This is a genomic window from Rhodococcus pyridinivorans, assembly GCF_900105195.1.
Lineage (GTDB): Bacteria > Actinomycetota > Actinomycetes > Mycobacteriales > Mycobacteriaceae > Rhodococcus > Rhodococcus pyridinivorans.
Map to the genome: position 1 here is coordinate 1,791,437 of NZ_FNRX01000002.1, position 24,562 is coordinate 1,815,998.

The window sequence follows — 24,562 nt, forward strand, 5'->3', positions numbered from 1 at the left end:
CGGGCACTTCCGCAGAGAGCGGGATCAGCGGGGCGTGAACCCGCCGGCTCAGAACTCGATCTTGAGGTGGTCGGTCACCGGCCGGGCCTGGCAACCGAGGATGTAGCCCGCCTCGATGTCCTCGGGGTCGAGCACGTCGCAGTTCTCCATCTCGACCTTGCCCTCGAGCACGGTGCACGCGCACGATCCGCATTCGCCCTCCTGACACGAATACGGCACGTCGATGCCCTTCGCGAGCATGATGTCGACGAGGGTCTGCGTACGCGGCCACGAGAGCTTGTGGACCTCGCCGTCGAGTTCGACCTCGACGGTCGCGGCGTCGGCGGCGTCCTCGTCGCTGACCTCGACCGGCGCCTGGTCGGCGAACGGGTCGCCCGACAGCGAGTTGAAGACCTCGGCGTGCACGCGGGCGCGGGGCATGCCCACGGTGTTCAGTGCCTGGTGGACCGTGTCCATGAACGGTCCGGGGCCGCACATGAACGCCTCGTACGACTCGTAGGGCGTTGCGATCGCCGCGAGCTGGTCGGCGGTGGGCAGACCCTGGACGGACTCGAGCCAGTGCACGACGGTCAGGCGCGTCGGGTACTTCTCCGCGAGAGCCCGCAGCTCCTCGGCGAAGATGACGGACTTCTCGTCGCGGTTGGCGTAGACCAGCACCACCGTGCCGCCGCCCTGGGTGAGCGCGGACTTGAGGATCGAGATCACCGGGGTGATGCCGCTGCCGGCGCCGAACAGCAGGAAGTCGTGGTCGAGCGACTTCGGGGTGAAGACGCCCGCGGGAGGGAGCACCTCGAGGGTCTGTCCGGCCGCGATGTTGTCGCACAGCCAGTTGGATCCGTAGCCGTCGGAGGTGCGCTTGACGGTGACCTTGGGGGCGTCGTCGGTGAACGGCGAGCTCGCGAGCGAGTAGCAGCGGGCCACCGAGCCCGTCCGGTCGCTCGGGATGCGCAGGGTGAGGAACTGGCCGGGCCGGTAGGCGAATTTGTCGCGCAGCTCGTCCGGGACGGCGAACACGATCGACCGCGTGTCGGCGGTCTCCTCGACGACGGCGGACACGGTGAGGATCACCGAGCGTGAGCCGTGGGGCACCTCGACAGTCGTCATGGGTGGGTCTCGTCCTCTCCTGCAAAGATGGCCGCGCACGACCGAATCTAGAACGTGTTCTAATTCAGGTTACCAGCGCACATGGGATGAGGAAAACGGTACCGGCACTGCTCGGGCGGGTGCGGCGCCCACCCGGTCAGCGGGAGGTGCCCTACCCGAACGGGTGGTGCCCCCGCGGCGACCGGACGGTTTCGGCCGCTGCGTCTTTCACGCCTCGCAGCTCTGGTCGATGGTGAATCGCGGATGAGGTCCACATCACACTCCCGATCCGGTACACCCCCTCTGCGAGGAGATACACCATGGCAATCGAGCTCAATCAGATCTGGGACTTCCCGATCAAGGAATTCCACCCCTTCCCCCGCGCGCTGATGGGTGTCGGCGCCCACGACATCCTCGGCGTCGAGGCGAAGAACCTCGGCTTCAAGCGCGCCCTGCTGATGACCACCGGCCTGCGCGGATCGGGGATCATCGAGGAGCTCATCGGCAAGATCGAGTACCAGGGCGTCGAGGTCGTCCTCTACGACAAGGTCGAGTCCAACCCCAAGGACTACAACGTCATGGAGGCCGCGGCGCTCTACCAGAAGGAGAAGTGCGACTCGATCATCTCCGTCGGGGGCGGATCGAGCCACGACGCCGCGAAGGGCGCCCGCGTCGTGATCGCCCACGACGGCCGCAACATCAACGAGTTCGAGGGCTTCGCGAAGTCCACCAACAAGGAGAACCCGCCGCACATCGCCGTCTCCACGACCGCCGGTACCGGCTCCGAGACGTCTTGGGCCTACGTCATCACCGACACCTCCGACATGGACCACCCACACAAGTGGGTCGGCTTCGACGAGGCCACGATCGTCACCCTCGCGATCGACGACCCGCTGCTCTACTACAGCTGCCCCCAGCACTTCACCGCCTACTGCGGTTTCGACGTCCTCGCCCACGGCTCCGAGCCGTACGTCTCCCGGCTGGACTTCGCCCCGTCGCTCGGCAACGCCCTGTACTCGATCGAGCTCGTCGCGAAGCACCTGCGTGAAGCGGTCTTCGAGCCGCGCAACCTCAAGGCCCGCGAAGGCATGATGAACGCCCAGTACATCGCCGCGCAGGCCTTCAACTCCGGCGGCCTCGGCATCGTGCACTCCATCTCGCACGCCGTCTCGGCCTTCTTCGACAGCCACCACGGCCTCAACAACGCCATCGCCCTACCGCGCGTGTGGGAGTACAACCTGCCCTCCCGCTACGAGCATTACGCCCGCATCGCCACCGCGATGGGCGTGGACACCCGCAACATGACCACCGTCCAGGCCGCCGACGCGGCCGTCGAAGCGGCGATCCGGCTCGCGAAGGACGTCGGCATCCCCGACAACTTCGGGCAGGTGCGCACCGACTCGTACGAGAAGAACCAGATGAACACCAAGAAGTATGCGGGTCGCGGAGACGCGATCCGCGGCGACGAGAAGACCGTCCGGGCGATCTCCGAGCACATCCAGGACGACTGGTGCACCCCGGGCAACCCCCGCGAGGTCACCGTCGACTCGATGATCCCGGTCGTCGACCACTGCATCAACCGGTCCTACTGAGAACCCGCGCTCCCGGGGCGTCCCCTGCGCCCCGGGAGCGCCCTGCTCCGCTGCGACCACGCCACAGAAGGAGACCCCGGATGACCCCGTTCGCCTCGGGCGCCGAGTTGAAGGATGCGCTGCGCCGGCACGACTACATCGCCGACGACGAGTTCGCGACCGTCGTGCACCTCGCCACCGCACTCGAGCGGCCCCTACTGCTCGAAGGCCCCGCCGGGGTCGGCAAGACCGAACTGGCCAAGGCGCTCGCCGCGGTCGGCGGCCGGAAACTGGTTCGACTGCAGTGCTACGAAGGGCTCGACGACAGCCGCGCCCTCTACGAGTGGGACTACGCCAAACAGCTGCTGCACGTGCAGATGCTGCGCGACCGCATCGGCGAACTGCTCGCCGGTCGCGCCGACCTCGCGGACGCGTCGAAGTTCCTCGCGCAGCAGGACTTCGGACTGTACTCGGAGACCTTCCTGTCGGTCCGTCCGCTGCTCGAGGCCGTGCTCTCGGAGGAGCCGGTGGTCCTGCTCGTCGACGAGGTGGACCGCACCGAGGAATCCATGGAGGCACTGTTGCTCGAGGTGCTCGCCGAACGGCAGGTGACGATCCCCGAGGTCGGCACGTTCACGGCCCGGTCCACACCGTGGGTGATCCTGACCTCCAACGACACTCGCGAGTTGTCACCCGCGCTCAAGCGTCGCTGCCTGCACTACCACGTCGGATACCCGACACCCGAGCGTGAACGCGAGATCGTCACCGCGCGGGTGCCGGACGTGCGCCCGGGAACGGCTCACCAGATCGTCGACCTGTCCCGGACCCTGCGCGATCTGCCGCTACGCAAGAGTCCCTCGATCTCGGAGGTCATCGACGCCGCACGTGCGGCGACGGTGATGGGACACGACGCCGACGACCCGGATTCGCTGGGCGGCATGCGCGACGTGCTGCTGGCGACGCTGCTCAAGTACACCGGCGACGTCGACCTCGCGAAGACCCGGCTCGGCGGTGCGGCACCGGCAGCCGCGGTGTCCGAACCGATCGCACCCGAAGCGAGTGCGCCCGAAGCTGTTGTGAACGAATCTGTTTCGTCGCGTGAACGCGTGACGGTCGCATCGCGACCGGCGAACACCACGACGGCCGTCTTCCGGGGACGCGGTGGTGGCGGTCGCGACGCCGCGGGCAGCGGACTGCGGGGGTGACCCCGCAATGCACGCATCCCGGGTCACACAGGTGACCGCGCTCGACGAGCGTCGCCCCCGCTACGTGCTCGACGTGGTAGCGGCGGTGTTCGGCCTGCTCCTGCGACGCCACGGTGTCGCGGCGTCACCGGCCGAGAGCATCGAGGTGCGCCGGGTGCTCGACCTGGTCTCCGTCCGCGAGCGGGATTCACTGCGCTCGTGCCTGCGGGCGGTGTGCGCCAAGTACCCGCACGAGCGGGCCGGTTTCGAGCGCGCTTTCGACGAGTTGTTCGGTGCGGTCGACGCCGCCGTCGCCGCGAGCGGCGGCGGTCCCGCCCGGGCGCAGTTCGCCGAATCCCTGCCGGCGGCGCTCGAGATCGGCGACGACCCGAGCATCGCGCGCTACGCCGAGTACAACGACCGCGCAGCCGAGGTCGGCGACCACTTCGACACCCCGGAGGCCCGCAAGGGGTTCAACCCGCACAAGGACGACGACGATGTGTCGATGACGTCGTCCGATGCCGATCTGTCGGTGGACACGGGTGCGGACTCGGGCCGTCGCGGCGTCACCTACACCGTCGACGTCGAGAATGCGGCGACCACGACGGTGGGTGATCTGTCCGGTGAACCGGGTGCCGCGGTCGTCGGATCGCTGTCGTGGGACGACCCGGCGTCGATCCTCGCGTGGCTCGACGCCTACGACCCGCACCGCACCTACGGGGGAGAGGTCCTCGACGAACCCCTCTCCGCATCGCAACTCGCGCGACTCGTGGACGCGGTCGAGGCGTTCGTCGCCTCACTCGCCGCCGCGGTGCCGGGCGCCGAGGGTGTCGAGGCGCCCGAATCGCACGACGCCGCCGGCATCGATCGCGCCGAGATCGAGCTCGCGTGCCACGAGGTGCTGCGCCGCATGCGCGGACCGGTCCGGCCCCATCCGCGTGAGCGGACCCGCGGACGGCTCGACATGCGCAGGACCGCCCGGGCGGGGATGCGGACCGACGGTGTGCCGTTCCGGCTCGTCGTCCGCGCACCCCGCCCCGACCGGGTGCGGCTGCTCGTCCTCGCCGACGTCTCGCTGTCGGTCCGCCCGATCACATCGTTCACGCTCCGGCTCGCCCAGGCGATGCACGGGCGGGCGCACCGGTGCCGGGTGGTCGCCTTCGTCGATCGTCCGGTGGACGTGACGACACAGTTGCTCGCCGCCGGCGGTGACGGTGCCCTGGCCGCCGTACTCGCCCATCCTGCCGTCGATCTCGAGGCGAGCAGCGACTACGGAAGGATGTTCGACGAACTGCTCACCGAGCACTCCGGATCGATCGACGGCCGGACGTCGGTGCTGGTCGTGGGGGACGGGCGCTGCAACGGCCTGCCCCCGCGCACCGATCGGCTCGAGGAACTCCGTCGCCGCGTGCACCGCCTCGCGTGGATCACGCCCGAACCCGAGCGGTACTGGACGCAGGCGACCTGCGCGATGCCCGGCTACGCCGAACTGTGCGACGAGGTGGTCGTCGCCCGCGACGGCGCGCAACTGCTCGCGCGCGCCGCCGAACTCGGCCACGCCCTGCGGTGAACGGCGCTCACCGCGTCGCGGACCCGGCAAGCAGTTCCTCGAGTCGTTCGAAGCCCTCGGTCAGGCCGGTCTCCATACCCGCTTCCGCCATGCCGTCGCGGGCCTCCTGTCTCGGGTACACGGAATGGCCGACCAGCTTGCAGGGACGTTCCCGAGGTCGACGAAGGTGAGCGTCTCGAGGCTCACCACATCAGGGAACCCGAGATATTCGAAGGTCTGGACGATGAACTCGTTCTCGCGGACGGTGTGGAAGACACCAGCGAAGCGGTAGCTGCCGCTGTCGTCGGAGTGTTCGTAGCGGTACGACCCACCGGTGCGGAGGTCGTACTCCTCGATCTTCATCTCCAGGCCGCGCGGGCCGAGCCACTGCGCGACGGCGTCGAGACCGCGGAACTGCTGTTCCTTCACCAACCGGTAGCGGTCGATCCAGGAGGTCAGCATCTCCAGCCGTGCGGGCTTCAGGTGGACGGGCCGGCGCTGGGCGTCGCGCGTGCGCAAACGGATCGCGGTCGAATTCCCTACGGGCACTCACGTGCCCGGCTACGGTCAGTGAATGGTCCTGCCCTCGAGAGCCCGGTCCGGTGTCCGCGCGGCCTTCGCCGCGGCCGTCTCGATCACCCTCCTCGGCGCGTGTACGTCCGCGTCGGACGATATGGAGTCGGGCGGTACGGCTGACGTGCAGGAGACCGCGGCAGCCGCGACCTGCACCGCCGAACCCAACGGCACCCCGATCGCCGAGACGCAGCCGGCGACGGAGACCGGGGATCGCGACATCTCCACGAACCCCGAGATCGCGACCGGTTACCGCGCCGGCATGACCGCGGTGACCACCTCCTCCTTCGCCGTGTCGACGGCCAATCCCGCATCCACCGAAGCGGCATGCGAGGTCCTGCGCGACGGCGGGACCGCGGCCGACGCACTCGTCGCCGCCCAGATGGTCCTCGGTCTGGTCGAACCCCAGTCGTCGGGTATCGGCGGCGGAGCGTTCCTGGTGTACTACGACGCCGAGTCCGGTGAGGTGAAGGCATACGACGGCCGCGAGACGGCACCGATGTCCGCGACCGAGAACTATCTGCGCTGGACCAGCGACACCGATCGCACCGAACCCCGCCCCGACGCGCGTGCGAGCGGCCGCTCGATCGGCGTGCCCGGCGTCGTGCGGATGCTCGAAACCGTCCACGCGAAGCACGGGAGTGCCGCCTGGGGCGAATTGTTCCGCCCCGCGATCGATCTCGCCGATCAGGGCATCGTGATCAGCGACCGTCTGGCGCAGTCGATCGCCGATTCCGCCGAACAGCTCGCCGTCGACGACGAGGCCCGCGCCTACTTCCTGCAGGCCGACGGCTCGCCCAAGCCCGAAGGTGAGATCCTCACGAATCCGGCGATGTCCAAGACGCTCTCGGCGATCGCCACCGACGGCGCCGACGCCTTCTACACCGGTGACATCGCGGCCGGCATCGTCGAGTCCACCGGCACCGATTCGGGCGGGCGTACACCCGGAACGATGACCCTCGACGATCTCGCCGTCTACGAGGCGAAGGAACGGCAACCGCTGTGCACCCCCTACCGCGAGTACGAGATCTGCGGGATGCCCAACCCGTCCTCGGGTGGCATGGCGGTCGCGGCGACGCTCGGCATCCTCGAGAACTTCGACCTCGCGTCGCTGCCGCCGGGTGATGTCGATGCCGACGGTGGCGTCCCCGACGCGGATGCGGTGCACCTGATCTCCGAAGCCGAACGACTCGCCTACGCCGATCGCGACAAGTACGTCGCCGACGCCGATTTCGTGCCCCTGCCGGGTGGCTCGCTCGAGACCCTGGTGAACCCGGACTACCTGTCCGAACGCGCAGGGCTGATCGACCCCGGCAAGAGCATGGGCGAGGCGCAGCCCGGCGACTTCGGTCCGGTCCCGCTCGGCATGCCGCCGCAGAGCCCCGAACACGGCACCAGCCACATCTCGGTCGCGGACAGCTACGGCAACGTCGCATCCATGACGACCACCATCGAGTCGGCCTTCGGCTCGTTCCACATGACCGACGGCGTCCTCCTCAACAATCAGCTCACGGACTTCTCGGCCGAACCGGTCGACGAGGAGGGGCTGCCCGTCGCCAACCGCGTCGAACCCGGCAAGCGGCCGCGCAGCTCGATGGCCCCGACGCTCGTCTTCGATCGCACCTCCGACGGCGGTCGCGGCGACATCCGGATGGTGGTCGGGTCGCCGGGCGGCTCGGTGATCATCCAGTTCGTCGTCAAGACACTCGTGAACACTCTCGACTGGGGACTCGACCCGCAGCAGGCCGTCTCGGCCGTGTCGTTCGGCGCTGCGAACACCCCCGTCACAGGGGTCGGCGGCGAGCATCCGGCGATCGACGGTGCCGACGACGGAGCGACCGATCCACTCGTGCAGCAGCTCCGCGACAGGGGCCACGAGGTGTCCGTCGCCCCGCAGTCCAGTGGACTGAGCGCGCTGCTGCGTCAGGGGGAGGGATGGATCGGTGGCGCCGACCCCCGACGCGAGGGCGCCGTGATGGGTGATACCGGCGGGCAGTGACGATCGGCGCCCTATATCCGTCGAGCGCGGATCGACGCCCGTGACCTACCCTGTCGAATAGGTGCCGACCTCACCATCGGTCCGGTGCGTCCCGTGCCCGCTGCGCCCGACAACCCGCGCACCGTAAGCTGGATCACACAGGTGCGCGGATCGTGCGGATCGTCAGGAGTGAACAGTGGCCGTCGTCATGCCGGGACACCAGAACACGACCCATCCCCGTGCTTCCGCGCCCCCTCGGGACGGCCACCCCGCTTCGGGGCCGGCCCTGGTCAAGTTCCACGCCCCCGAGATCGTCTTCGGGGAGGGCTCGCTCGTCGAAGCGGCCCACGCCGCCGTCCGGCTCGGCGGTGTCCGCCCCATGCTCGTCACCGACCCGGGACTGATCGAAGCCGGCTGGGTCGACGAACTCCTGCAGCACCTGCGTGATCAGGGGGTCGACGCCACCGTGTGGGCCGGTCTCACCCCCAATCCGAAGGACCACGAGGTCGCGACCGGCCACGAGGTGTACCGGTCGCGGGGCTGCGACGTCCTCGTCGCGCTGGGCGGTGGCTCGGTGATCGACGCCGCGAAGGGCGTCGCGATCCTCGCCGCCAACGGCGGCAACATCCTCGACTACGAGGGCGTCGACCGAGCGCCGTTGCCCATCCCGCCGATGGTCATGGTGCCGTCGACGTCCGGGACGGGAGCCGACGTCTCCCAGTTCTGCGTGGTCACCGACACCGCGCGCGGCAGCAAGATCACCATCATCGGCCGGTCGCTCGTCCCCGACCTCACGGTGATCGATCCGCGACTGCTCACCACCATGCCCGACGACCTCAACGCCGCCACCGGACTCGACGCCCTCACCCACGGCATCGAGGCGTTCGTCTCCCGCGCCCACAACCCCCTCACCGACCATCACGCACTGCGGGCGGTCGGCATGGTCACCGGCACGCTCGTGCGCACGATCGACGACCCGACCTACATGCCCGCTCGCGCCAGCATGGCCCAGGCCAGTCTCGAGGCCGGACTCGCGTTCACCAACGCGATCCTCGGTGCAGCCCACGCGATGAGCCATCAGGTCGGCGGTCTGCTCGACCTGCCGCACGGGGTCATCAACGGCGTGCTGCTGCCGCACGTCATCCGGTTCAACGGTGCCGACGATCCCGAGCCGTTCGTCCAGGTCGCCGCGACCCTCGGTCTGGAGGAGGCGCGCGGTGCCGCGCCCGAGGCCGTCGATGCCGTCGCGTCGCGCATCGACGCCCTCGCCCGTCAGGTGGGTGTGCCGCGCGGACTGCGCCAACTCGGCGTGCGGGAGGAAGACCTGCCGCGACTCGCCGAGGGAGCACTGCGCGACGCGTGCATGTCGACGAATCCGCGCACCGCGACCCGCGACCAGATGATCGAGTTGTTCCGGACGGCGCTGTGAGTGCTCCCGACCTGTCGGCACTGACCGGACTCCGCTCCGGGAAGTCGACCTTCTATCCGCAGTACCGCGGCGCCGCCGAACGGCTCGAACGCGTCGTCCACGCACTCGAACTGATCTCCAGGGCGTTGGTGCGCACGGTCGAGGGGCCCGAGACGCTTATCTGCGCCGTCGCCGAAGCCGCTCGCGCGCACCTGAGCGCGACGTGGGTTGCCTTCGCCCTCGCCGACGGTGTCCTTCCCGATGCCGGGCCGCGCAGGCTCGTGCTCGGCCCCGACGCCACTCCCTTCCTCGTCGACAACGTCGAGGGACCGCCCCTGCCCGACGAGGTCGTGGCCCTGCTCGACGCCGTGCGTACCGGTGCTGTCGAACGTCGCGAGCTGGTCGAGAACCACCACGCGTTCGTCCCCATCGTCCTGGACGGGGGAGTCGCCGGTGCCATCGCCGCGTGGACGCCGGACCGCCGCGTCCTCGACACCACTGACCGCGCCGTTCTGTCGATCCTCGCCAGCCAGACCGCGGTCGCGCTGCAGAACTCCGCGCTCTACCAACGCGGACAACTCCTGCTCGAACGCGCCGAGCAGGCCTACCGCGAAGCGAACCGCTCCGCCGCCGATCTGCAGGCACGCAACGAGGAACTCGAAGCGACCCTGAAGAAACTCGCTCTCACGCAGCGGCAGCTGGGCGTCGCCCACCGGAACCAGGCGCTCGACGAGGAACGCCACCGCATCGCGCGCGAGCTCCACGACAGCGTCACGCAGGCCGTGCTCTCGGCGGGCATGCAGATCGAGGTGTGCCGCAGCGACATTCCCGACGCCGAACGCAGCGAACGACTCGACCTCGCCAAGGAACTCACCCGCGGTGCCGTCGAGCAGTTGCGATCCGCGATCTACGCGCTGAACCGGCCGTCCGATTCCGAACGGATGTCGTTGCCGGAGATGCTCGAACAGCTCAGCGTGGCCCACATGCCGGGCGAACTCGAGGTCAAGACGAGAATGGGTGGCACACCGGTCGAGTTGAGCGGCGAGGCCGAGCACGCCCTGCTCCGGATCGCCGGCGAAGCGTTGTTCAACGCGGCGGTGCACGCCAACGCGAGTCGCGTGGTGCTGCGGCTCAGTTATGGACGCGATGCGGTCCTGCTGTCGGTCGCTGACGACGGCGACGGCGACCCGGCACGTCTGCGGGTGATGCTGCGACTCGCCGCCAACGACCTCGACGGGAGCCATCGCGGTCTCGCGAACATGCAGGCCCGCGCCCGCGAACTCGGTGGCACCCTCGAGGTGCGTCGTTCCCGGTTCGGTGGAGTGCGAATCGCGGCCCGTATCCCGTTGCAGGACAATGCTGTAGCTCAACAGGTGGGAGAACCGTCATGACCGTCACGCCGCCTCGGATGACCCCGCGGGCGCGGCCCGGCACGGTGCGCATCGCACTCGTCGACGACCACGCGATCCTCCGTCAGGGACTCCGCTCGATCCTCGATCGCGAACCGGATCTCGAAGTGGTGGGGGAGGCCTCGACGGACGTGGAGGCGCTCGCGCTCGTCGACCGCATGCGCCCCGACATCGTGCTGCTCGATCTCAAGCTCTCGGCCGGGTCGGACTTCGAGGGACTGGGATTGTGCGGGCGGCTGTCCTCGGCGCACCCGGGCATCGGTCTGCTCGTGCTCACCACCTTCCTCGACGAACAACTCGTCGTGCGGGCGGTGCACGCGGGCGCGCGTGGTTACGTCGTCAAGGACGTCGACACCACCGAACTGGTGCGCGCCATCCGGGCGGTCTCTCGCGGTGAGAGCGCCTTCGACTCGCGCAGCGCGGCGGCGGTCGTGCGTTCGCTCAACGGGCAGGGCACATCCGCCGAACAGTTGACCGGCCGGGAACTCGAGGTGCTGAAGCTTCTCGCCGCCGGCATGTCGAACGTGAAGATCGGTGAGCAGCTTTTCATCTCGGCCACCACCGTGAAGTTCCACGTCAGCAACATCATGCGCAAGCTAGGGGTGAGCCGCCGGGCCGAGGCGGTCTACGCCGCCAGCAAGCAGGGGCTGATCTGACCGCCTGGCCCCTTCCGCGGCTCAGCTCTGCGCGGTGAGCTTGCTGCTGTAGGCCGCACCCCAGTCGTCGAGCCACGCGGCGACGGCCAACGGTTTCGCGTTCGGTGTCCGCGACGAGCGTGGCCGCGTCCGCAAATACGGCGACGGGGGACTGGCGGGTACGGACCCGACGTCCACACCGCGTCAGCGTCCGGTCGGAGCAGGCGAGTGCAATGGCACGAGTACCGACAGTGCGCCGGTATACAGGATCAGGCGCAGTAGCGGTCCGCCTCGGAGAAGCTGCCGGGTGATCTCCCGGACCCGTCGGCCCTCGTCCTCACCCGGCGGCGCGGCGAGCACGATCGCGGGACCGGAACCGGGCCGGGTCGCGGTGACGAGCAGACACTCCTCGACGGTGGTCAGTACCGGAATGTCGTTCGCGCCCTCGGTCTTTCCGATCGCCACGGCGTCGTAGTCGGAGTCGTCCGCATCGTCGTGGAAGACGAGCAGCCGCACGTCCGGTCGCTCGGGGAGCGGCCGACAGTCCGTCACCACTCCGCACGACATGTCCCGCGATGCGCCGGGGTGGGGAAGGACGACGCGACGAGTCGTCCAGCCGAAGTGGCTCTCGACGATGTGGTCCATCACGCCACCTCCTTCCGTACATACCGGGTATTCGTCGCCGGACGGGAAACGGATGGGCGGGCAGGCGGATGGCCCGGGTGGATCACCCGATGACGAGCCACCCACCGTGGTGTTCGAACACCTCGAAGGGACGCCCCGTACTGCGGCCCAGTTCCTCGAGTGCGGGCAGGTCGAAGGTGCGCACGTGTCCGTGGCAGGCCGTCGCCTCGTCCTCGAACGGCACCGCGACCACCACCCGCTGCCGGGCGATCCGCAGCGCCTCGGCGAGGATCGTGGCACCGAGGGCGTCGTCGACGTGCTCGAGCAGGTGGATCGCGGTGACTGTGTCGGCGCTGCCGTCGGGCACCGGGACGTTCGCCGCGTCGCACACGAGCGTGTCGACGTGCAGCCCGAGCCGCGGTGCGACCGCATCGAGCAGGCGCATCGTGCCGGGCAGGATGTCGGTGGCGGTGACGGTGGTGCCGGCGGCGGCGAGCCGCAGCGGCAGGAAGCCGAAACACGACCCCAGGTCGAGCACGCTCCCACGCACGAGTTCGGCGGCCCGATTATGGATGGGCGCGAAATCGGCTGTACCGTCGAGCAGTTCGCCGAGCGAGTTGCGGTAGTAGGTGACCCACGAGTCGAGGGCGCCGGGCACCGTGGAGCGGACGAGTCCCACCATCGTCAGCTCGAACTCGTCCTGACCGAACTCGATGTCCTGGATCGAGGCGGTGACCTCGGCGACGAGTCGCTCGCTGATCTGCTCGGCCGTGAGGGAATGCGTGACGTGGAGTCGGTCGTCCTCGCGCCGGACGTTCAGCGGCCCGGCGGGTACGCGTTCGACCGTCACGTGATCGTGTGTCCACCGGCCCGGGCTGCAGGGAGCGAGCGAATCGAGCAGGGTCATTGTTTCGCAACCTTTTTCGGAGGTGTGGAAGGGGGCGGTGTGGAAGGGGAGTGCGGGTCACTGTAGTCGAGACCGGCCGTCAGTGTCCCCATCCCGGTGGCCAGTAAGTCGTGCAGATCCGATCCGGGTTCGTCGAGCCACGCCTCGTAGGCGGAGATCGCGACACCGAGCAGCAGATAGCCGACGGTGCGGGGGATGTGGTCGTCGGGATCGGCCCCGATGCGACGGGCGACGAACTCGGCGACGACACGTCTCCAGCCCTGGTACATCACCGACGAATAGCCCTGCAGCGCGGGCGTGTGCAGGATGAGACCCATCCGCGCGCGGTGTCGTTCGGCCTCACTGTCGGGGAAGGTGTTGAAGTCGTGCAGGGCGGTGGTCAGCGCTTCCGAGAGCGGAACGTCCTCGGGGATCGTTTCGAGGCTCGCGCGCATGCCGGCGAGGTGTTCGTCGAAGTTTCCCCAGGCCACCTCGTTCTTCGACGGGAAGTAGCGGAAGAAGGTGCGTCGCGCGATGTCGGCCTCCTCGGCGATGTCGTCGATGCTCGTCTCGTCGAAGCCCGCCTCCATGAACAGCTCGATGCCGATTGCGGCGAGTTCCTCCTTCGTGGTGGACGGGCGGCGACCTATCCGAGCGGACGGTTTCCCGCGACTACGCGTCATTCTTCCTCCCGAAGGCGTGACATTCTGCACTCGATGCCATTACAGTGGTGAACTGTCTCACAGCGCAAGTCCCACTGTGACGACCGGCTCCGATCCAGGAGAAGAAACCGAGGAGGAAACATGTCCGATCGTGACAACGCCGTGATCGAATCCGATCTGATCGAGGAGTCCCTCGTCGAAGAGGTCTCCATCGACGGCATGTGCGGCGTGTACTGACATGACCGCGCCCGGAGCCACCGACGTGTCCCCCCTGGCAATGGACACCGAGACAGCAACGGACACCGAGATGTTCGATCCGGGTGCCGGCTGGCGGCTCCACCCGCAGGTAGCGCTTCGCCCCGAGCCGTTCGGGGCGTTGCTCTACCACTTCGGCACCCGCAAGTTGTCGTTCCTGAAGAACACCGTCATCGTCGACGTCGTCCGATCCCTCGGCGACCACGGGTCGGTGCGAGACGCGTTGCGAGCGCACGGGATCGACGAGAACGCCGAGCGGCCCTACGTGCGTGCCCTGGGCACCCTGGCCGATTCGCACATGATCGTTCCTGTCTGACGTCTGTAAGGACCAGCCCATGACCTCGCTGCTCGAACCGCCCACAACCTCCGCCCCACCGAAGGTCGGTCGCCTCGTCGACCAGTTCGAGAAGGGCCTCGACGCCCCGATCTGCCTGACCTGGGAGCTCACCTACGCCTGCAACCTTTCATGTGTGCACTGCCTGTCCTCGTCGGGCAAGCGCGACCCGCGTGAACTGTCGACCGAACAGTGCAAGGCGATCATCGACGAGCTGCAGCGCATGCAGGTCTTCTACGTCAACATCGGCGGCGGCGAACCCACCGTGCGATCCGATTTCTGGGAACTCGTCGACTACGCCACCGAACACCAGGTGGGCGTGAAGTTCTCGACCAACGGTGTGCGCATCGACAAGAAGGTCGCCGCCCGGCTGGCCGCCTCCGACTATGTCGACGTGCAGATCTCCCTCGACGGCGCCACCGCCGAGGTCAACGACGCCGTGCGCGGGCCGGGTTCGTTCGCGATGGCCGTGCGTGCCCTGGAGAACCTGTCCGAGGCGGGCTTCCGCGACGCGAAGATCTCCGTCGTCGTCACCCGCCAGAATGTCGACCAGCTCGACGAATTCAAGGCTCTCGCCGACCGTTACGGCGCGACCCTGCGCATCACGCGACTGCGCCCGTCCGGCCGCGCCGTGGACGTGTGGGACGACCTGCATCCCACCCATGAGCAGCAGCGGCAGCTCTACGACTGGCTCGTCGCCCACGGCGAGGGCGTGCTCACCGGCGACTCGTTCTTCCACCTGTCCGCCTTCGGCGGCGAGGGCGGCGGCTCGCTGCCCGGACTGAACCTGTGCGGTGCGGGACGCGTGGTGTGCCTGATCGACCCGGTCGGCGACGTCTACGCGTGCCCGTTCGCGATCCACGAGAACTTCCACGCCGGAAACATCCTCACCGACGGTGGTTTCGCGTCGGTGTGGAAGAACTCCGAGCTGTTCCGCGAACTGCGCGAACCGCAGTCCGCCGGTGCGTGCGGCTCGTGCAACTTCTTCGACGCGTGCCGCGGCGGCTGTATGGCCGCGAAGTTCTTCACCGGCCTGCCGATGGACGGACCCGATCCCGAGTGCGTGCAGGGCTACGGGCAGTCCGCGCTCGAAGCCGAGCGCACCGTGCCGCAGTCGAGCGTCGACCACTCGCGCACCGGCAAGCGCGCCGAACGGCGCACCCCGGCCGCACCGGTACCGCTGACCCTGCTCACCAAGCCCCCCGCCAAGTTCTGCGACGAGAATCCGCTCGCAGGGCTCTAGACCTTCCGAGGAGACGACCGACGATGGCCAAGCCTTCCTGGTTGAAGAATCCGTGGGCCCAGGACCCATGGTTCGAGACCGTCGCAATCGCACAGCAGCGCGCCCGTAAACGCCTGCCCAAGTCCGTCTACGGCGCACTCGTCGCCGGATCCGAGGCCGGCATCACGGCCGACGACAACACCACCGCCTTCCGCGAACTCGGGTTCGCCCCGCACGTCGCGGGACTGTCGGACAAGCGGGAGATGTCTACGACCATCATGGGACAGGATGTGTCCCTGCCCGTGATGATCTCGCCGACCGGTGTGCAGGCCGTGCACCCGGACGGTGAGGTCGCCGTGGCCCGCGCGGCCGCCGCCCGCGGCACCGCGATGGGTCTGTCGTCGTTCGCGAGCAAGTCCATCGAGGAAGTCGCGGCGGTCAACGACAAGACCTTCTTCCAGATGTACTGGGTCGGCAGCCGCGACACGCTGATCCAACGCATGGAACGTGCCCGCGCTGCGGGCGCGAAGGGTCTGATCATGACCCTGGACTGGTCGTTCTCCAACGGTCGAGACTGGGGCAGCCCCGCCATCCCGGAGCGGATGAACCTCGAGGCGATGGTCAAGTTCGCCCCCGAGGGCATCACCCGGCCCAAGTGGCTCCTCGAATGGGCGAAGACCGGTGCCGTGCCGGATCTGACCACCCCCAACCTCACACCGCCGGACGGCCAGGCCCCGACCTTCTTCGGCGCCTACGGCGAGTGGATGACCACGCCCCTGCCCACCTGGGAGGACGTCGCGTGGCTGCGTGAGCAGTGGGGCGATGCACCGTTCATGCTCAAGGGCGTCATGCGCGTCGACGACGCCAAGCGCGCCGTCGATGCCGGGGTCACCGCCATCTCGGTGTCCAACCACGGTGGCAACAACCTCGACGGCACCCCGGCGCCGATCCGGGCCCTGCCGGCGATCGCCGAAGCGGTGGGCAAGGACGTCGAGGTGCTGCTCGACGGCGGTATCCGCCGCGGCAGCGACGTCGTCAAGGCGATCGCGCTCGGCGCCAGGGCCGTGCTCATCGGCCGCGCGTACCTGTGGGGTCTGGCCGCGAACGGTCAGGCAGGCGTGGAGAACGTCCTCGACATCCTTTCCGGCGGAATCGGTTCCGCCCTCATGGGTCTGGGCAAGAACTCGATCCACGAGCTCACCCCCGACGACGTCTTCGTGCCGGACGGCTTCCGCCGCGATCTCGGCATCTGACCGAACCGACGATATGAGCCCCGCGCTCACCGAACCGATCACCCTCGCCGGACGCACCGCTCCGTCGAGGGTGATCTTCGGTCCGCACGTCACCAATCTCGGTGACGGCCGGTCGTTCTCGGACCGTCACGTCGCGTACTACGCGCGACGTGCGCAGGGTGGGTGCGGGATCGTCGTCACGGAGACGGCGTCGGTGCACCCGTCCGACCACCCTTACGAACGCGCACCGCTGGCCGAGTGCTGCGGGGACGGCTACCGGCGGATCGTCGAGGCCTGCCGTCCGCATGGCACACTCGTGCTCGCCGGCCTCGGTCATCGCGGCCTGCAGGGTTCGAGCGCGTGGACCCGGGCACCGCTGTGGGCACCCTCGCGCGTGCCGGATCCGGTGACACGCGAACTGCCTGCCGAGGCGACCGAGCGTGAAATCGCCGAGCTCGTCGAGTCCTTCGCCCGTGCTGCCGTCGTCGCCGCGGAAGCGGGTCTCGACGGAGTGGAACTCGACGCCGGACCGACCTCGCTGCTGCGGCAGTTCCTCTCCGGGCTGACCAACCGTCGCGACGACGCATACGGCACCGAACGCCTGCGGCTGCTGCGTGAGGCGATCGCCGCCGTTCGCGCGCAAATCGGCTCGGATCACATTGTTGCACTGAGACTCTCGTGCGACGAGAACGCGCCGTGGGCGGGCATCACACCCGACGTCGCCGCCGGATACGTCCGCGCGATCGCATCATCGGTCCACCTGCTCACCGTGGTGCGCGGTGGATTGTTCTCACCCGAGTCGTATCGGCCCGACGCACATGTCCCCGCCGGATTCAACGACGACCTGTGCCGCCGCATCCGGGACGAGATCTCCGGATCGGTCCCGATCGCTCTGCAGGGCAGCATCGTCGACGCCGGCCACGCGCAGCGGGCCCTCTCCGACGGTGCGTGTGACCTGGTCGAGATGACCCGCGCGCAGATCGCCGACCCCGACCTCGTCGTCGCCGTCCGTCGCGGTCGTCGGCCGCGTCCCTGCGTGCGCTGCAACCAGGCGTGCCTCGTCGACGACTTCCACAACCCGATCGTGGGGTGCATCGCGAACCCGGAGGCCGGCGACGAGACACGGAGCTCTCCCGGACCGGTGGACTCCGCACGCGACGTACTCGTGGTGGGTGCTGGACCCGCCGGTCTGGAAGCAGCGCGCGTGGCAGCGACGCGCGGTCACCGTGTCGTCCTGGTCGAGGCGGACGAACGGGTCGGTGGGACGATCGCCGCCGTCTCGCGCGGTGGCCGGCCCGACTTCGCTGCGCTCGTCGACTGGCTCGAACAGCAGTGCCTGGAGTCCGGCGTCGACATCCGTACCGGCACGGAAGTGAGCGCTGCCGAGATCGAGAGTGCGCTCGCTGCGGGTACGGAGGTCGTGCAGGCCACCGGCGGGTTTCCACGTCCACCCTCCTTTCCGGTGACCGAGCCCGAGCGGTACGCGACCGCCGCGGAGGTGCTGTCGGGGATTCGGCCGCCTGCGTCCCGGATGGTCGTGTGGGATCCGACGGGTGGTCCGGTGGCGAGTGCCGTCGTCGACCGTTTCGTGGAGCGCGGCGCGGAGGTCCACTATGCGACGGGTGACCCGGTCGCCGGATCACGACTTGCGCCGACGGGGGACTTCGTCGCCTTCGACGTCCGCATGCAGCGGGCGGGCGTGGCGAGACATCTCGGGTGCCGGGTCGGTTCGGTCGATGCCGACGGCGTCGTGCTCGTCGACCGGGTGTCCGGGGAATCCACGCCGGTGGCGGACGCTGTCCTGGTCGACTGCGCACCCCCGTTACCGGCAGAAGTGTCCGAGTGGCCGGGATCGCGGTCGATCGGCGACCAGGTGGCCCCGAGGACCGTGCGCGAGGCCGTCCGAGAGGGATACCGGGTGGCCACGGCGCTGTAACGTGGGGCACACTGAAACGCGTTCTAATTTGGGTCTACGGAAGGGCCGACATGGGAGATTTCGACGGCAAGGTCGTCTTCATCACCGGGATCGCGCGCGGGCAGGGCCGCAACCACGCCATCCGGTTCGCGCGTGAGGGCGCGTCCGTCATCGGCGTCGACATCGCGGCCCCGGTATCGGAGTACGTGACCTACGAGCAGGCCACCGAGGACGACTTCCACGAGACGGTCCGCCTCGTGGAGCAGGCCGGCGGGAAGATCCTCGCCCGTGTCGCGGACGTGCGCGACAGCGCCGCACTGAAGGCCGTCGTCGACGAGGGCGTCGCCCAGTTCGGGCGACTCGACGTGGTGGTCGCCAATGCCGGCATCTGCAGCTGGAACCGCTTCTGGGAAATGCCCGACGACCAGTTCGAAGAGCTGATCGACATCAACCTCACCGGTGTCTTCAAGACCCTCAAGGCCGCTGCCCCCGCGATGATCGAGGCCGGGAACGGCGGATCGATCATCGTCGTCAGCTCGGTGGCGGGCCTCAAGGCGATGCCAGGCCAGATCAACTACGCGGCAGCGAAATTCGGCCTCGTCGGTATCACGCAGGCAGCGGCGAAGGAACTCGGCCCGTACCGTATCCGGGTCAACTCCATCCACCCCTACGGCGTGAACACCCCGATGGGCACCGACGTCAGCGTCCTGAAGCTGTTCGAGAAGAACCCGTCGTGGGGACCGAACTTCGTCCCCATCCTCACCGAGAAGCCTGCGGCCGACCCCGACGACATCTCGGAGACCGTGTTGTTCCTCGCGAGCGATCGGGCCTCCACGATCACCGGCAGCCAGATGGCCATCGACCAGGGCAACTCGAAGGTCTGACGGTGACGCGCACGGCGACCGGCACCGTTCCGCACGCGTCGTTGCGGATCGGTCCGGTCACCCTGCGCAACCGCATCGTCTTCCCGGCGCACCTGACCAACTTCTCGGTCGACGGCACCGTCACCGACCGCCACATCGCGTACTACGAAGCCAGAGCACGAGGCGGCGCGTCGATGATCGTCACCGAGGAGCACACCGTGCACCCCTCGGACCGGCCCTACGAGAAACTGATCCGGGGCTGGGACCCGGACATCGTCACCGGTTACCGCCGCCTCACCGACGCCGTCCACCGACACGGCACGCGGATCCTCGCGCAGCTCAACCACAACGGCGCGCAGGGCACCTCGATGTACACGGGGCAACCGCTGTGGGCGCCGAGCCCCGAACCCGACCCGCTCTTCCGCGAGGTCCCACGCGTGATGACGGAATCCGACATCGCCGAACTCGTCGCGGGCTACGCCGACGTCGCCCGCCGCTGTGCCGAGGGCGGCTTCGACGGTGTCGAGATCCAGTGCTCCCAGGCATCCGTCCTGCGCGCTTTTCTCGCATCCGCGACGAACCGTCGCACGGACCGCTACGGCGGGGATCTCGCCGGGCGGGCCCGTCTGCTGCTCGAGGTCGTGTCCGCGGTACGGGCGGCCGTCGGGCGCGACCGTGTCGTGGGCGTGCGACTGACCGGTCACGACGGCACCGACGGCGGTGTCGGTATCGACGACGCCGTGCAGGTCGCGCGGATGCTCGAGGCGAGCGGCGACGTCGACTACCTCAACACGTCCGTGGGCGTCGCGACCGAGACGCTGCATCTGGTCGAAGCGCCGATGTCCACCCCGCACGGTTATTCCCTGTTCGTCCCCGACGCGATCCGGGCAGCGGTGTCGCTGCCGGTCGTCGGGGTCGGGCGCTTCACCCGACCCGAACAGGTCGGTGCCGCGCTCGCCGACGGAGTGTGCGATCTGGTCGGTGCCGTGCGTGCTCAGATTGCCGACCCGGACTTCACGAACAAGACTCTCTCCGGCCGCGACGACGAGATACGGCCGTGCACCGGCTGCAACCAGGAATGCATCGGACGGGTCGGGCTCAACCGTCCCATCGCGTGCGCGGTCAATCCCCAGGCCGGGTACGAATCCGACGCTCCTGCCGCGCCCGCCGTACCGCACCGGGTCGTCATCGTCGGCGGCGGACCCGCGGGCCTGCAGGCGGCGGTAACGGCTGCCGGAGAAGGACATTCGGTCACCTTGCTCGAACGGAACCGGTGCACCGGCGGCCAGATCCGTGAGGCGGCTGCAGCCCCGCACCGTGCCGAACTGCTCGGTGCGGTGACCCACCTCGACGCCGAGTGCCGCCGCAGGGGAGTGGAGGTGCGTACCGGTGTGACCGCCGATGCCGCGACGCTGCACGCGCTCGCGCCCGACGTCGTGGTCGTCGCGACGGGCGCGCGCCCACACCGGCCCGCCTGGGCGGGTTCGTCGGCGCGGGTGAGCGACGTGCGCGACGTGCTCACCGGTCGCACCGCACCCTCCGGCCGCGTCCTCGTCGTCGACGATCTCGGTTTCCACCAGGCGACCTCGGTCGCCGAACTACTGGCCGACCGGGGGAGTGCGGTGACAGTGTGCACGCCGGGAATGCGCGTGGGCCAGGACCTCGGCCTGACGCTCGAGCTCGACGGCTGGTTGCGCCGCGCCCACGACAAGCGGATCGAGCGACTCACCGGCGTCGCCGTCGGCGGTGTCGTGGACCTGCCGGACGGCGCCGAGGTCACCCTGATCCACCACGCGACCGGCGAACCGGCGACGCTCGCGGTGGACGCGGTCGTCGTCGCCACCCATCAGGATCCCGTCGACGAGCTGTGGCAGGAGCTTTCGGCATCCGGCACGAGAGTGATCCGTGTGGGCGACGCGGTGACGCCACGCCGCCTGCACGCCGCGATCGTCGAGGGGGAGCGGGCCGCCAGGGACCTGGCTCCTACGCCTCCAGCCCGCGGCGCATGACGATGCGCGGCCAACGGTCGAGGCCGTGCTTCCGTTCCTCCGCGCGGATCCGGGTGAGAACTGGGGAGAGGGCATCGTCCGCGACCGTGTGAAAGCCGAGACGGGCGTAGTACGGGCCGTTCCACGGCACGTCGCGGTAGGTGGTCAGCGTCAGCGATCCGAACCCGGCGTCCCGAGCCCACCCCGCGACATGGTCGATCAGCTTGCGGCCGATCCCGCGACGCGCGTGATCGGGATGCACCGACACCTGCTCGATGTGGACACCGTTGTCGACGAGGTCGGCCACGAGATACGCGACCGCTCGTCCCTGCTCGTCGAACCACGCCCAGCAGCGGCCCGCGTCCCGGTGAGCGCGCAACTCCTCGACGGACGGAGGATCGTCGTCGGCGACGAACGCCATCCCGATCTCGGCGAAGGGCTTGCCCGCCGCGCGTTCGATCTCCTGCAGCACCGGCAGGTCGTCGTCGGTCGCCGGACGGATCGGGGGCAGTTCCTTGCAGTAGTACATCGCCGTCGGTGATTCTGCGTAGAGCCCGAAGCGCTCGGTCATCGGCACGTACCCGGCCTTCGCGTACAGCGCGATCGCCTCGGGTTGCTCGCTGCCCGTCTCGAGGATCATGCGACGGCGACCGGCATCGGTCGCCGTGCGCTCCAGCGCACCCAGCACCCGTGCTGCCACACCACGTCGCCGCATGCTCGCCCGCACGTACATCCGCTTGATCTCGGCATCATCGTCGCGCACCCCTCGATGAGCATGCTCCGGTGCACGCCAGCCGCCGATCCCGGCCGGAACCCCGTCGGCCACCGCCAGGAGGAACACCCCGCGCGGAGGGTCGAATTCGTGCGGCGCCAGTTCGGTGTCGTCGGGTCCGCCGTACCTCCGCACGTATTCGAGTTGGACCTCGCCGATGAGGTCCTGCACGTCCGGATCGTCCAGCGGACGAGGTTCGATCAGCACCGGGAAAGCGTACCGACCGGATCTCGGCGTCCGGGCGGACCCACCGAGACCTCCGGGTTTCGTGCACGCCCGCGAAACCCTTAGCATCGGAGCGGTGATGCGGGAGCTCGCCGACGCCTGTTGGACGGACATCGAACCCGACCGGGTGACGGTGGCCGTCCCGATCGGTGCGTTCGAACAACACGGCCCACACCTTCCCCTCGACACCGACACCCGGATCGCGACTGCTGTCGCCGCCGAGCTGCCCGAGGTGGTCCTCGCGCCACCCCTGCCCTACGGAGCCAGCGGGGAACACGAAGGTTTCGCCGGCACCGTCTCGATCGGAGCCGAGGTGACGAAGGCGCTGATCGTCGAATACGGCAGGTCGGTGTGCCGATGGGCGAAGCGGGTCGTCTTCGTCAACGGGCACGGCGGCAACGCCTATCCGCTGATCGAGGCGGTGAGCCTCCTGCGATACGAAGGCCGCGACGCTGCCTGGCTTCCGTGCGCGGTGCCCGGATCCGATGCCCACGCCGGTGTCACCGAGACGAGTCTGCTGCTGCACCTGGCGCCCGGGGCGGTCGACATGACGCGGGCCGCGGTCGGCGCAACGGAACCGATCGGAGCACTGATGCCACGACTGCGCGAAGCCGGTATCGTCTCGGTGTCCGCGAACGGAGTGCTGGGAGACCCCACCGAGGCCACCGCAGAACTCGGCGCGCGCCTGTTCGCGAGTCTGGTCGAGCGGGCGAGTGCACAGGTCGCCCGGTGGCAGCCGGGAACGGAAGGAAGGCTTCGGTGAGTCGGGCGATCACTCCACAGGCGACGTCCCCGGAGGCGGCGCAGCCCTCGGCGACCCGGCTCCCCGACGGTTTCGGTGTGCGCATCGACGCGCGGGTGCGCAGCTTCGCCGGAGGACGCGTCCTCGTCGGAGGATCGCCCACGCGCATGCTCACACTTGCCCCCGCCGCCGTAGCGATGATCGACGAGGACTTCGTCGAGGTGGTGGACGCGCAGAGCGCCGCGGTCGCGCGACGCCTGCTCGACTCGGGCATCGGAAACCCCCGGCCGACGAAGCTGCCGCCGAGTTCCGCCGTCACCGTCGTCGTCCCGGTCAAGGACAATCCGTCCGGCCTCGCCCGTCTCCTCGCCGCTGTCGAAGGGCACGAGGTCGTGGTCGTCGACGACGGTTCCGAGAAACCGGTCGAGGCGCCGGAACGTGGTCGCGTCCGGGTGATCCGGCACGAGACCGCACGCGGGCCGGCGGCGGCCCGCAACACCGGATTGCAGCAGGTGGCAACGGAATTCGTCGCCTTCCTCGATTCCGATGTGGTGCCGCAGCTGGGCTGGCTCGAACGATCACTGGGGCACTTCACCGATCCTGCGGTCGCACTCGTCGCGCCGCGCGTCGTGGCCCTCGAACCCGACAGCAGCGCGCTCGCGAAGTACGAGCACGCACGCTCGTCGCTCGACCTCGGCAGCCGGGAATCCGCTGTGGTCGCGGGTGGTCCCGTCTCGTACGTGCCGAGCGCGGCGCTGCTCGTCCGTCGCGACGCGCTCGTCGCCTGCGGTGGTTTCGACGAGACGATGCACGTGGCCGAGGACGTCGATCTGTGCCGGCGACTGCAGACCTCGGGGTGGCGGTTGCGGTACGAGCCCATCTCGCGGGTCGCGCACGACCATCGCACCCGCTTCCGGACGTGGTTGACGCGCAAGGCATTCTACGGAACCGGTGCGGCTCCGCTCGCCGAGCGGCATCCGGGTTCCGTCCCACCGATGGTGATGTCGATCTGGACGCTCCTCGCGTGCGTCGCGATCGCGACCTTCACCCGCGTCGGGGTGATCGCAGCGGTGCTCACCCAGGTGGTCACCTTCGTGCGGTTGCGGCGGATGTTCTCCGAACTCGACCGGCCCGACCGCATCGCCGCGCTGCTCACCGCCCAGGGATTCGCCGGTGGTCTGTGGCAGGTGGCGTCGGCGGTGTGCCGGCACTACTGGCCGGTCACGGTCGTCGCAGCGGTGTTCTCCCGCAAGGTTCGGCGGGCGGTTCTGGCTTGCGCTGTGGCCGAAGGCATCTGGGACTGGAAGACGCACCGCGAGAGCGGCGGCCTCGATCCCGTCCGGTACCTGCTCTACAAGCGCCTCGACGACCTCGCCTACGGCGCGGGGCTGTGGAAGGGTGCGCTCGACGCCCGCACGGCGGCCGCGCTCGTACCCGACATCCGGAAGTGAC

At 69.0% G+C, this 24,562-nt stretch carries 22 protein-coding genes and 1 pseudogene; 16 read left to right on the top strand and 7 right to left on the bottom strand.

The window, feature by feature from the left end; all coding sequences use genetic code 11:
• Positions 1-48: 48 nt before the first annotated feature.
• Positions 49-1,104 carry a ferredoxin--NADP reductase gene (locus BLV31_RS08910; RefSeq protein ID WP_019291258.1) on the bottom strand — a complete coding sequence of 352 codons (1,056 nt, stop codon included), beginning with the start codon at positions 1,102-1,104 and terminating at the stop codon, positions 49-51.
• Between the two features lie 299 nt (positions 1,105-1,403).
• On the opposite strand from BLV31_RS08910, the gene mdo reads away from it, so the two are divergent.
• From mdo to madC, 3 genes are all read left to right on the top strand, one after another.
• The gene (mdo, locus tag BLV31_RS08915; protein WP_024101655.1) at positions 1,404-2,675 is read left to right on the top strand and encodes an NDMA-dependent methanol dehydrogenase; all 1,272 of its coding nucleotides are present in this window, start codon (positions 1,404-1,406) and stop codon (positions 2,673-2,675) included.
• Positions 2,676-2,755: 80 nt separating this feature from the next.
• Complete coding sequence (locus BLV31_RS08920) at positions 2,756-3,859, top strand: MadB family AAA-type ATPase (protein WP_006553556.1); 1,104 nt, start codon at positions 2,756-2,758, stop codon at positions 3,857-3,859.
• 7 nt (positions 3,860-3,866) lie between these two features.
• Positions 3,867-5,408 carry a MadC family VWA domain-containing protein gene (gene madC / locus BLV31_RS08925; RefSeq protein WP_064060477.1) on the top strand — a complete coding sequence of 514 codons (1,542 nt, stop codon included), beginning with the start codon at positions 3,867-3,869 and terminating at the stop codon, positions 5,406-5,408.
• A gap of 60 nt (positions 5,409-5,468) precedes the next feature.
• On the opposite strand, the gene BLV31_RS08930 is transcribed toward madC, so the two are convergent.
• Both BLV31_RS08930 and BLV31_RS24995 read right to left on the bottom strand, forming a co-directional pair.
• Entirely contained in the window at positions 5,469-5,750 is a 282-nt protein-coding gene (locus BLV31_RS08930; protein WP_248690851.1) for an SRPBCC domain-containing protein, read from the bottom strand.
• 33 nt (positions 5,751-5,783) lie between these two features.
• Positions 5,784-5,903 (bottom strand): annotated as a pseudogene (locus BLV31_RS24995) (ArsR/SmtB family transcription factor); the annotation flags it as partial.
• Positions 5,904-5,961: 58 nt separating this feature from the next.
• On the opposite strand from BLV31_RS24995, the gene ggt reads away from it, so the two are divergent.
• The 4 genes from ggt (at position 5,962) to BLV31_RS08950 (ending at position 11,411) form a co-directional block, all read left to right on the top strand.
• The gene (gene ggt / locus BLV31_RS08935) at positions 5,962-7,959 is read left to right on the top strand and encodes a gamma-glutamyltransferase (protein WP_064060466.1); all 1,998 of its coding nucleotides are present in this window, start codon (positions 5,962-5,964) and stop codon (positions 7,957-7,959) included.
• A gap of 175 nt (positions 7,960-8,134) precedes the next feature.
• Positions 8,135-9,367, top strand: a complete 1,233-nt coding sequence (locus BLV31_RS08940; RefSeq protein ID WP_064060467.1) for an iron-containing alcohol dehydrogenase — start codon at positions 8,135-8,137, stop codon at positions 9,365-9,367.
• Positions 9,364-10,737 (top strand): MadS family sensor histidine kinase, encoded by a 1,374-nt coding sequence (locus tag BLV31_RS08945; RefSeq protein ID WP_024101651.1) that lies wholly within the window; start codon positions 9,364-9,366, stop codon positions 10,735-10,737. Before BLV31_RS08940 ends, BLV31_RS08945 begins: the two co-directional genes overlap by 4 nt.
• Complete coding sequence (locus BLV31_RS08950; protein WP_006553550.1) at positions 10,734-11,411, top strand: MadR family response regulator transcription factor; 678 nt, start codon at positions 10,734-10,736, stop codon at positions 11,409-11,411. The genes BLV31_RS08945 and BLV31_RS08950 overlap by 4 nt, the downstream gene beginning before the upstream one ends.
• 183 nt (positions 11,412-11,594) lie before the next feature.
• Here the strand turns inward: BLV31_RS08950 and BLV31_RS08955 are convergent, their stop codons facing one another.
• From BLV31_RS08955 to mftR, 3 genes are all read right to left on the bottom strand, one after another.
• Complete coding sequence (locus BLV31_RS08955) at positions 11,595-12,035, bottom strand: hypothetical protein (protein ID WP_064060468.1); 441 nt, start codon at positions 12,033-12,035, stop codon at positions 11,595-11,597.
• Positions 12,036-12,117: 82 nt separating this feature from the next.
• Positions 12,118-12,921, bottom strand: a complete 804-nt coding sequence (gene mftM, locus BLV31_RS08960; RefSeq protein WP_006553548.1) for a mycofactocin oligosaccharide methyltransferase MftM — start codon at positions 12,919-12,921, stop codon at positions 12,118-12,120.
• Positions 12,918-13,583, bottom strand: a complete 666-nt coding sequence (gene mftR, locus BLV31_RS08965; RefSeq protein WP_006553547.1) for a mycofactocin system transcriptional regulator MftR — start codon at positions 13,581-13,583, stop codon at positions 12,918-12,920. Before mftR ends, mftM begins: the two co-directional genes overlap by 4 nt.
• Positions 13,584-13,703: 120 nt before the next feature.
• Here mftR and mftA point away from each other — a divergent pair, with 120 nt between their 5' ends.
• The 7 genes from mftA to BLV31_RS09000 are packed head-to-tail and all read left to right on the top strand — an operon-like array spanning position 13,704 to position 21,392.
• The gene (gene mftA / locus BLV31_RS08970) at positions 13,704-13,799 is read left to right on the top strand and encodes a mycofactocin precursor MftA (RefSeq protein WP_006553546.1); all 96 of its coding nucleotides are present in this window, start codon (positions 13,704-13,706) and stop codon (positions 13,797-13,799) included.
• A 40-nt stretch (positions 13,800-13,839) separates the two neighbouring features.
• Positions 13,840-14,133: a mycofactocin biosynthesis chaperone MftB gene (gene mftB / locus BLV31_RS08975; protein ID WP_006553545.1), complete on the top strand. Its 294-nt coding sequence runs from the start codon at positions 13,840-13,842 to the stop codon at positions 14,131-14,133.
• Between the two features lie 19 nt (positions 14,134-14,152).
• Positions 14,153-15,394 carry a mycofactocin radical SAM maturase gene (gene mftC, locus BLV31_RS08980; RefSeq protein WP_019291268.1) on the top strand — a complete coding sequence of 414 codons (1,242 nt, stop codon included), beginning with the start codon at positions 14,153-14,155 and terminating at the stop codon, positions 15,392-15,394.
• Positions 15,395-15,417: 23 nt separating this feature from the next.
• Positions 15,418-16,626, top strand: coding sequence for a pre-mycofactocin synthase MftD (gene mftD, locus BLV31_RS08985; RefSeq protein ID WP_006553543.1), 1,209 nt, complete (start codon positions 15,418-15,420; stop codon positions 16,624-16,626).
• A 13-nt stretch (positions 16,627-16,639) separates the two neighbouring features.
• Positions 16,640-18,541, top strand: coding sequence for a mycofactocin system FadH/OYE family oxidoreductase 1 (locus BLV31_RS08990; RefSeq protein WP_064060469.1), 1,902 nt, complete (start codon positions 16,640-16,642; stop codon positions 18,539-18,541).
• A 50-nt stretch (positions 18,542-18,591) separates the two neighbouring features.
• Positions 18,592-19,404 (top strand): mycofactocin-coupled SDR family oxidoreductase, encoded by an 813-nt coding sequence (locus BLV31_RS08995; protein ID WP_039585332.1) that lies wholly within the window; start codon positions 18,592-18,594, stop codon positions 19,402-19,404.
• 2 nt (positions 19,405-19,406) lie between these two features.
• Positions 19,407-21,392, top strand: a complete 1,986-nt coding sequence (locus tag BLV31_RS09000) for a mycofactocin system FadH/OYE family oxidoreductase 2 (protein WP_139192945.1) — start codon at positions 19,407-19,409, stop codon at positions 21,390-21,392.
• Here the strand turns inward: BLV31_RS09000 and BLV31_RS09005 are convergent.
• On the bottom strand, positions 21,367-22,350 hold the full coding sequence (locus tag BLV31_RS09005) for a GNAT family N-acetyltransferase (protein ID WP_064060470.1): 984 nt from the start codon (positions 22,348-22,350) through the stop codon (positions 21,367-21,369). The two genes, BLV31_RS09000 and BLV31_RS09005, sit on opposite strands and share 26 nt — an antisense overlap.
• Positions 22,351-22,447: 97 nt before the next feature.
• On the opposite strand from BLV31_RS09005, the gene mftE reads away from it, so the two are divergent.
• Together mftE and mftF are read left to right on the top strand one after the other, a co-directional pair.
• Positions 22,448-23,131, top strand: coding sequence for a mycofactocin biosynthesis peptidyl-dipeptidase MftE (mftE, locus tag BLV31_RS09010; RefSeq protein ID WP_019291273.1), 684 nt, complete (start codon positions 22,448-22,450; stop codon positions 23,129-23,131).
• A complete protein-coding gene (gene mftF, locus BLV31_RS09015) occupies positions 23,128-24,561 on the top strand; it encodes a mycofactocin biosynthesis glycosyltransferase MftF (protein ID WP_064060471.1) in 1,434 nt (477 codons plus the stop codon). The genes mftE and mftF overlap by 4 nt, the downstream gene beginning before the upstream one ends.
• Position 24,562: the final 1 nt, after the last annotated feature.

Excerpts from the sequence above, each read along its gene's own strand:
- BLV31_RS08910 (WP_019291258.1), bottom strand. The coding sequence starts at position 1,104 with ATGACGACTGTCGAGGTGCCCCACGGCTCACGCTCGGTGATCCTCACC.
- mdo (WP_024101655.1), top strand. The coding sequence starts at position 1,404 with ATGGCAATCGAGCTCAATCAGATCTGGGACTTCCCGATCAAGGAATTC.
- BLV31_RS08920 (WP_006553556.1), top strand. The coding sequence starts at position 2,756 with ATGACCCCGTTCGCCTCGGGCGCCGAGTTGAAGGATGCGCTGCGCCGG.
- madC (WP_064060477.1), top strand. The coding sequence starts at position 3,867 with ATGCACGCATCCCGGGTCACACAGGTGACCGCGCTCGACGAGCGTCGC.
- BLV31_RS08930 (WP_248690851.1), bottom strand. The coding sequence starts at position 5,750 with ATGAAGATCGAGGAGTACGACCTCCGCACCGGTGGGTCGTACCGCTAC.
- ggt (WP_064060466.1), top strand. The coding sequence starts at position 5,962 with ATGGTCCTGCCCTCGAGAGCCCGGTCCGGTGTCCGCGCGGCCTTCGCC.
- BLV31_RS08950 (WP_006553550.1), top strand. The coding sequence starts at position 10,734 with ATGACCGTCACGCCGCCTCGGATGACCCCGCGGGCGCGGCCCGGCACG.
- BLV31_RS08955 (WP_064060468.1), bottom strand. The coding sequence starts at position 12,035 with ATGGACCACATCGTCGAGAGCCACTTCGGCTGGACGACTCGTCGCGTC.
- mftM (WP_006553548.1), bottom strand. The coding sequence starts at position 12,921 with ATGACCCTGCTCGATTCGCTCGCTCCCTGCAGCCCGGGCCGGTGGACA.
- mftR (WP_006553547.1), bottom strand. The coding sequence starts at position 13,583 with ATGACGCGTAGTCGCGGGAAACCGTCCGCTCGGATAGGTCGCCGCCCG.
- mftA (WP_006553546.1), top strand. The coding sequence starts at position 13,704 with ATGTCCGATCGTGACAACGCCGTGATCGAATCCGATCTGATCGAGGAG.
- mftB (WP_006553545.1), top strand. The coding sequence starts at position 13,840 with ATGGACACCGAGACAGCAACGGACACCGAGATGTTCGATCCGGGTGCC.
- mftC (WP_019291268.1), top strand. The coding sequence starts at position 14,153 with ATGACCTCGCTGCTCGAACCGCCCACAACCTCCGCCCCACCGAAGGTC.
- mftD (WP_006553543.1), top strand. The coding sequence starts at position 15,418 with ATGGCCAAGCCTTCCTGGTTGAAGAATCCGTGGGCCCAGGACCCATGG.
- BLV31_RS08990 (WP_064060469.1), top strand. The coding sequence starts at position 16,640 with ATGAGCCCCGCGCTCACCGAACCGATCACCCTCGCCGGACGCACCGCT.
- BLV31_RS08995 (WP_039585332.1), top strand. The coding sequence starts at position 18,592 with ATGGGAGATTTCGACGGCAAGGTCGTCTTCATCACCGGGATCGCGCGC.
- mftE (WP_019291273.1), top strand. The coding sequence starts at position 22,448 with ATGCGGGAGCTCGCCGACGCCTGTTGGACGGACATCGAACCCGACCGG.